This is a genomic window from Promicromonospora sp. NPDC057488 (assembly GCF_042802395.1).
Taxonomy (GTDB): domain Bacteria; phylum Actinomycetota; class Actinomycetes; order Actinomycetales; family Cellulomonadaceae; genus Promicromonospora.
In genome coordinates this window covers 33,548-40,964 of record NZ_JBHVEG010000040.1, presented here as the reverse complement: position 1 = coordinate 40,964, position 7,417 = coordinate 33,548, and the positions used below count along the sequence as shown (strand labels likewise).

The following is a 7,417-nucleotide window of genomic DNA, read 5'->3' as shown; positions in this document are numbered from 1 at the left end:
CGGATGCGCTGATCAGCGCATCCGCTCCAGTTCTATCTCGCCACGGTTCTACTTCGGCACGGGGGCCTCCCGGGCCAGGAGGCTCTCCTTGATCGGCAGCCCGTAGCGGAAGCCGCCCAGCGTGCCGTCCGTGCGCAGGATGCGGTGGCACGGCACGAACAGCGCGGCCGCGTTCATGGCGCACGCCCCGGCCGCGGCGCGCACCGCCGCCGGTCGCCCGGTCCGCACCGCGTACTCGCTGTACGTCAGGCGCTCGCCGGGCTTGACCTCCCGCAGCACGTCCCAGGCGTGCGTCCGGTACGGGCCGCTCGCCTGCAGCACGGGGATGCGGCCGGGCGCCCCGTGGTCGCCGTCGTAGTAGGCGCGGACGGCGTCCGCGGCCTCGGCGAGCAGGCCCGCCGGGGCCGTCCCGTCGGCCCGGTCCGCGCCGGACGGGCGCAGGGTCGGGTGGACGAGCGCGAGGAGCGAGCCGACGTCGTCGGTCCAGCCGGCGGCGAGCACCTGCTCCGTGGCCAGGCCCGCCGTGGCGCCGCCGACGGCGGGGACCGCCGCGACGACGACGCTGAACGGGCCGTCGGGGGTGGTGAGGGTCGTGGTCTGCATGGTGCTTCCTTCCAGGAGGTCGGGGTGTCAGGCGGAGCGCCACAGGTGCATCGCGGCGTAGGAGCGCCAGGGCGCCCAGACCGCGCCGCGCAGGGCGAGCTCCTTGAACTGGTGGGGGCGGGAGGCCTCCGTGGAGACCAGCCCGAGGTTGCGGGCGCCGGACAGCAGGGCGACGTCGCCGTCCATCAGGACGTCGGGGTCGCCGAGCACCCGCAGCGCCACGTACCCGGCCGTCCACGGGCCGATCCCGGGCCGGGCCACGAGGCGACGCCGCAGCTCGTCGGGGTCGTCGCCGACGCTCAGCATGAGGGTGCCGTCCGCGAGGTCCCGGGCCGCGCCGAGCACGGTCGCCAGGGTCCGGGCGGGCAGGCGGAGGTAGGCCGAGCCGTCCTCGGCGCCCGGCCCGCCGCCGGAGCCGGGTCCAGGGGGACCGGCGATCTGCCGCGGGGTCGGGAACAGCCTGGTCAGGCCCTCGAACGCCGAGACGTAGGGGGTGCCCACGCCGTGTGCGAGCCGCGTCAGGTGCGTCCGCGCGGCGGCGACGCTGATCTGCTGCCCCACGATCGCGCGGACCAGCAGCTCGGCCGGGTCCAGCGTGCCGGGCACCCGGATCCCCGGCACCGCCGCGACCGACGGCGCGAGCACCGGGTCGGCCGCGAGCGACGTGTCGACGGCGACCGGGTCGGCGTCGAGGTCCAGCAGCCGCCGCACGCGCGCGACGGCGACGGGGGCGTCCGCGAGGTCGGCGAGCTCCAGGTCCAGGTCGACGCGTCCGCTGCCCGGCCGGGGCACGCGCACCTCGAACGCGCCGGGGCCGTGCGGAAGGACGACGGTCCGGGCGTACCGGAGCACACCGGCTCCCAGGTCCGCCGACTCCACCCCGTCGACCGCGCGGACGGCCAGGAACTCCAGCACCCCGCGCGCGTCGAACGGCTCCCGCACGGGCAGCGTCAGCGAGATCCGCATGGGCTCACTGCCTGCCCCACCAAGCCGGCCATCGCCGAGATCGGTCGCTTGCGCTGTGACCGGTCCGTTGACTGACCGATCTCGGTGCGACCGACCGATCTCACCTGCGCCAGAGCGCCCACCGCGCCGGGCCCGGGCGCGGAGCTCGGACGGCGTCGCGCCGAACACCTCGGCCACGGTGTCGTTGAACTGGCGGATCGAGCCGAACCCGGCCGCGAAGGCGACGTCGGCCAGGCGGAGCGAGGTGCCGACCAGCAAGGTCCGTGCGGTCTGCGCGCGCTGTGCCCGGGCAAGGGCCAGCGGCCCCGCGCCGAGCTCGCCGACGAGCAGCCGGTGCAGCTGCCGTTCGGAATACCCCAGGCGCTGCGCCAGGCCGGAGACGCCCTCGCGGTCCACCACGCCGTCGGCCACCAGCCGCATCGCGCGGCCCGTGAGGTCGCGGCGCAGGTCCCAGGCCGGCGTACCCGGCGCGGCCTCGGGCAGGCACCGCTTGCACGCGCGGAACCCGGCCTCGTGCGCGGCGGCGGAGGTCAGGTAGAACCTGACGTTCTCGGCCTTCGGCGTGCGCGCCGGGCACGACGGCCGGCAGTAGATACCGGTGGTGCGCACCGCGGTGTAGAACTGCCCGTCGAAGCGGGAGTCGCGCGCGGCGATGGCGCGGTAACGCTCGGTGAACGCGGGATCGCGGAGCTCGACGTCGGTCATGCCCACCATCCTGCGCCCGGTTCGGACGCGACGGCTAGCGGGATTCGGACACGGCAGTGAAGGCCGTCAGCCGCGCCTCGAGGCCGTCACGGACGCCCGGCCACTCGTCGGACAGGATCGAGAAGTACAGGGTGTCGCCCTCGGAACCGTCCGGGGCGATGCGGTGCGCCCGCAGCCGGCCCTCCTCCTGCGCGCCGAGCCTGAGGATCGCGGCGCGGGACCGCGTGTTCCGCGCGTCGCAGCGCAACGCGACCCGGCGCAGCTCCAGCTCCTCGAACGCGTGCCGCAGCAGCATCAGCTTGCACGCCGGGTTGGTCTCGCCGGCCCACCAGTCCCGCCCGTAGAACGTGGTCCCGATCTCGACCCGGCGCTGCCGGGCGCTGAGCTCGTAGAACCGGGTCGAGCCGCGCACCTCGCCGTCGGGCCCGAGTACCGCGAACGCCAGGTGGTCCGGGGCCGCGAGGGCGGCGTCCACGAACGACTCCATGGCCGGGACCGTGTCGGGGAGCGCGCTGGTCATGCCCGCCCAGAGCCGGTCGTCGACGAGCCCGGCCAGCGCCGGTGCGTGCTCGTGCGCCAGCGGTTCGAGGCGGACGTCGTGGGCGGTGAGGTGGAGATCGTGCTGCATGGCGTCATCCCACCATGCCCGCGGCGTCCCGGGCCGCCCTGTCCGGCGCCCGGGACCCGCGTCCAGGAACCGGTCAGCGCAGGTCGCGCAGGTACGCCGCCGCGCCCCCGTAGCCCGCCGTCCGACGCTCGTCCAGGGTGGCGATGATGAGCAGCACCCCGCCCGCCGCCGCGAGCGTGAGCATCCACGGCACTGCGGAGATCTCCGTGCCGAGCTGGCTGACGAACACGATCAGCACCTCGATCGGCAGCACCCAGACCCCGAGCAGGAACGGCGCCGCGAGCCCGCGCCGGGACCCGACCAGCACGCCGGTCAGCGCCACGGCGACGACGAGCACGGCCCGCCAGGTCTGCGGGTCGGTGAACGTCGCGAGCACCGACGGCCCGAGCAGCGCCAGGATCCCGGGTCCCAGCAGGGCCCACGAGCCGGTCCAGCCCACCGGCCAGCCCACCAGGGTGCGGTCCGGGACCTGGGCGGAGCCGGGTCCGGCCACCTTGGTCCGGGCCTCCCACTCGCCGAGCGCGAAGCAGCCGGCCACGACGAGCCCCACACCCAGCGGCACGGAGAACACCTCCACCCGCAGCTCGCGCGGGACCCAGGCCGCGATGCCCGCCGCCAGGGCGGCCATCCACACGGCCCAGGACGGAACGCCCGTGGTGTGCCCGCGCAGCAGCCGCCGCGCGACCACCACCAGGAGCACGAGCAGCGCGACCTCCAGCACCCACAGCGCCCCGATGGCGCCCCAGTGCGGTTCCGAGTTCGCCACGGCCCCCACGGTCAGGAACACCAGCGCCGGGACACGGCCCGCGGCGTCGAGCACCCGCAGCAGCCGGGCCGACGACGTGCCCTGCCGGACGCCGTTCACCGCCACGAGCGCGAGCGCACCCGCGACGACGGCCCAGCCCAGGCCGACCGCGAACCGGAACCCGGGCTCGCCGTCCGGCGACGCCGCCACCTGCAGCGACTCCACGGTCAGGCCCACGCCCACCAGCAGCACGGCCCCCGCCAGCAGGGCGCGGGCCCGGGCCGACCACCCGGCGGACACGAGCGGCCACCTGCGCAGCGCGAGGATCGCGAGCGTCAGGACCGCGCCGGCCGCGAGCAGGATCCAGGCCCGCGGGTCGCCGGAGCTCGTGCCGAGGGCCAGGGTCAGGTCGCTCGGCACCAGCGCGAGCACCAGGCCTGCGGCCAGCAGCCGCCAGCCGTGGCGCCCGCCGCGCCGGGCCAGCAGGGCGCCCACGAGCACCGCGGCCACCGCCGGCGGCAGCGTGTAGGCCTCGACGAGCCGCACGCCGCCGTCGGCCAGCGAGGTCCAGACCGCCGCCGTGGCGAGGGCTCCGGCGAGCCACCAGACGCGGCCGCGGTCGGGCTCGCGCGCCACTACCCCGGCGCCGACGGCGAGGAGCAGCAGCACGGCCACGGCGATGTCCGGCCCGGCGGAGGGGCGGCCGTACGCCAGGCCGATGGTGATCGCGCCGGTCACCAGCACGCTCACCTCCAGCGTGGTGCGCACCAGCGCGCCCACCACGCTGCCGTCGGTCACCCGCGCGGCGAGGAAGGCCGCGACCCGCGGCGCCCCGCCCGCGACCACGGCGGCCACCGCCGCGATCACCGGCAGCAGCACGGGCGAACCGCTGCCGGGGAGCAGCGCGGCGCCCGCGCTCACGACCGCTACCGAGACGGTCGGCAGCACCAGGCCTGCCGCGATCACCCGCACGGCCGGCGCGAGGCCCGTCCGCCGGGTGAGGAGCAGCACGAGCTCCAGGACGAGCATCGCCGTGGCCGCCCCCGCGGACCACCAGGTGCGGTCGAGCACCACGGTGTACACCCCGAGCGCGAACGGCACGGCGGTCACCCCGAGCACGGCGAACCACTCGCCGCGGGTGACGCGCGTGCCGACGGTCACGGCGACCGCCGTCATCGACGCCGCGGCCGACACGGTGCACACCGCGGCCACCCAGCCGAACCCGAGCCAGCCCAGCCAGACCCCGCCCACGACCAGCGCGTACGCGTAGGCGCCGCCGACGAGCGCGGGCTGCGCGGCGCGCGCCAGCGCCGCGCGCGCGGCCAGCGCCAGCGGCACGGCGACGACTGTCGCCACCAGCACCGAGGGCCGGCTCTGCCACGAGCCGACCGCCAGCAGGCCGAGGGCCACGCAGGCCCCGGTCAGCGCGGCGGGACGCCAGGACGCACCCTCCGCCGGGCTCATCGGCGACCCGCCGACCCGGACGGCGGACCCCGCTGCCCGGCGCACGCCGTCCAGCGCGGCGCGCACCCCGGTGACGACGGCGCGCAGCGGGCGCCAGGACCGGTCCGGGTCGGCGGTCGCCGCGAGCAGCACCGCGGCGAGCACGGCCAGCAGCACGAGCGACGCGGCGGCGGTCAGCCGGGTGTGCAGCGCGGCGACGACGGCCAGGCCCACCGTCACCCAGGGGGCGAGCGCCCGGGCGTACCGGACCAGCGGCGCCGGACTGCCCGACGCCGGCCCCGCCGCGATCCCCAGCCGGGACGCGGCCAGCACCAGCAGCGCCAGGACCACCAGGCCGACAGTGGCGGACGCCCGGGCCTCCAGCGACAGGTACGGGCCGCCCAGCGGGCCGTCGCCCAGGATCAGCGCCGGGGCCTCCCCGAGCGGCCCCACCAGCACCTCCGGCACGCGCTGCCCGGCGGACAACGCCGCCGGGACGGTCGCGACCCCGGCGACCAGCCAGGCGGCCAGCAGCAGGTCGGCGCGCGTGCGGGCGGCGGGCACGAGCCGGCGGGCACGCGCCGCGACCAGGACGGTCAGCGCCACGGCGAGCACGGCCCAGGCGACGCCCGCCGCGGCCGGCAGCACCCAGATCAGCTCGGCGCCGTCCCAGGTGGCGAGGCACATGGCCGAGACCGCGCCGAGGGCTCCGGCCGTGAAGGTCCACCAGCGGCGGTGCGTGCCGCGCCGCAGCACGGCGGCGACCAGGGCGGTGACCGCGAGCACGGCGGCCGTCTCCGCGTTCCCCGGCGCACCGGCGAGGAAGCCGGCCGGCGGCACCAGGAACGCCGTGCCGACCGCCAGCACCACCCCGAGCACCTGGACCGCCTCGAGCAGCCCGAGCTCCTCCCGCAGGGCGGCGTCGACGCGCGGGCCCGTGACCCGAACGACCACCGGGCCGGCCAGCGTGGCCAGGGCGACGAGGAGCGCGCCCAGGGCGACGGCCCACAGCTGCTCGACGCCGGCGTCCGCCAGGGCGAGCGCCGCGGGGAACGCCGCGAACGGCGCCACGAGCAGGCCCGTCGTGACCCAGGGCCGCACCCGCAGCGCGTGCCCGGCGGCGACCGCGCCGACCGAGACGGCCGCCCACCAGAGCGCGAAGGGCAGCGGGGCGAGGTCGGGCAGGGCGAAGATCGCGACGAGCGCACCGGGCACGGCCACGGTGCGGACCACGCCGAGCACCCGCGACTCCCACCGCGGCACGACGCCGAGGCGCTCGCCGACCCGGCGCAGCGCACCGATCGCGCCGTGCGCCACGAGGGCCGTCGCGACCAGGGCGACGACCCAGACCCAGGCGAGCGGCCCGACGTCGGACAGGCCCGCGGCGAGCAGCACCGGGACCAGGGGCGCCGACACGGCGCCCGCGGCGGCCCACGAGCGCACCCGCAGGCGGCTGCCGAGCGCGACGAGCGCGGGGGCGAGCAGCGCGAGCAGGGCGGCGCGCGCGAGGAACGGCTCGACGCCGCCGAGCAGCCCCGCCTCCAGCCCGAGCTCGGCGCACACCCAGCCCAGCGCGACGGCCAGGGTGCCCACGGCCTCGGCGGACGACCGCAGACCGGCCCGGCGCATCAGCGCCGCCGCCACCACGGAGGCGACCGTGACCAGGAGCGTCGCGACGGTGCGGAGCACGAGCTGGTCGGCGAGCGTGAAGAACACGAAGACCACGGCGGACACCGCGAGCAGCGCGGCGCCCACACCGGCGAGGATCGGCTGGAGGGCCACGGTGCTGGGCGGGGCTGTCGGTCCCGCGGGGGCGAGGCTCGCCGGCGGGGCCGGCGTCGCACCGGCCGTTGTCCCGTCGGACGGCGTCCCGCCGGACGGCGTCCCGCCCGCGCCGGTCGGTGCGAAACCGGCCGCGGGCGCCGTCGTCGGCCGGCGCTTGCGCACCGGGGGAGCGTCGCCGCTCCAGGCGACCGCCCCTGCCGTGGCGCCGGCGCCCACCGGCCGGCCGGAAGCCCCGGCCGTCCGCGCGTAGGCCGCCGCCGCGGGCTGCTCGGCGCGTATCTCGTCGAGGATCCGCTGCCGCTCCCGGATGGCCCGCTCGACGGCGAGCGAGGCCTCGTGCACGTCGATCCCGCGCTGACCGCCCAAGTTGAGTGCACACGTGCCGCAGACGGCGCCACGGAGGGGTGCTCCGCACGCGGGGCAGGACACGGTATCGGGCAGACGCCGCAGCGCATGACTCACCCACGTCTCTTCCATGGGCGGAAGCCTGGCGGAGCTGGAGGTCACCGGGATAGCCCGGCACGCAAGGAATCGGTCACAGT

The 7,417-nt window shown here is 77.5% G+C and carries 4 protein-coding genes; all 4 read right to left on the bottom strand.

Annotated elements, in window-relative coordinates; all coding sequences use genetic code 11:
• Window positions 1–48 precede the first annotated feature (48 nt).
• Window positions 49–603 (bottom strand): methylated-DNA--[protein]-cysteine S-methyltransferase, encoded by a 555-nt coding sequence (locus tag ACFU5G_RS10995; RefSeq protein WP_377243673.1) that lies wholly within the window; start codon window positions 601–603, stop codon window positions 49–51.
• A 27-nt stretch (window positions 604–630) separates the two neighbouring features.
• On the bottom strand, window positions 631–2,274 hold the full coding sequence (locus tag ACFU5G_RS10990) for a DNA-3-methyladenine glycosylase 2 family protein (protein WP_377243670.1): 1,644 nt from the start codon (window positions 2,272–2,274) through the stop codon (window positions 631–633).
• Window positions 2,275–2,308: 34 nt separating this feature from the next.
• Window positions 2,309–2,902 carry a GNAT family N-acetyltransferase gene (locus ACFU5G_RS10985; RefSeq protein ID WP_377243667.1) on the bottom strand — a complete coding sequence of 198 codons (594 nt, stop codon included), beginning with the start codon at window positions 2,900–2,902 and terminating at the stop codon, window positions 2,309–2,311.
• Window positions 2,903–2,975: 73 nt separating this feature from the next.
• Window positions 2,976–7,217, bottom strand: a complete 4,242-nt coding sequence (locus ACFU5G_RS10980; protein ID WP_377243664.1) for an SCO7613 C-terminal domain-containing membrane protein — start codon at window positions 7,215–7,217, stop codon at window positions 2,976–2,978.
• Between the last annotated feature and the right edge of the window lie 200 nt (window positions 7,218–7,417).

Coding starts and splice junctions, on each gene's coding strand:
- ACFU5G_RS10995 (WP_377243673.1), bottom strand. CDS start 603: ATGCAGACCACGACCCTCACCACCCCCGACGGCCCGTTCAGCGTCGTC.
- ACFU5G_RS10990 (WP_377243670.1), bottom strand. CDS start 2,274: ATGACCGACGTCGAGCTCCGCGATCCCGCGTTCACCGAGCGTTACCGC.
- ACFU5G_RS10985 (WP_377243667.1), bottom strand. CDS start 2,902: ATGCAGCACGATCTCCACCTCACCGCCCACGACGTCCGCCTCGAACCG.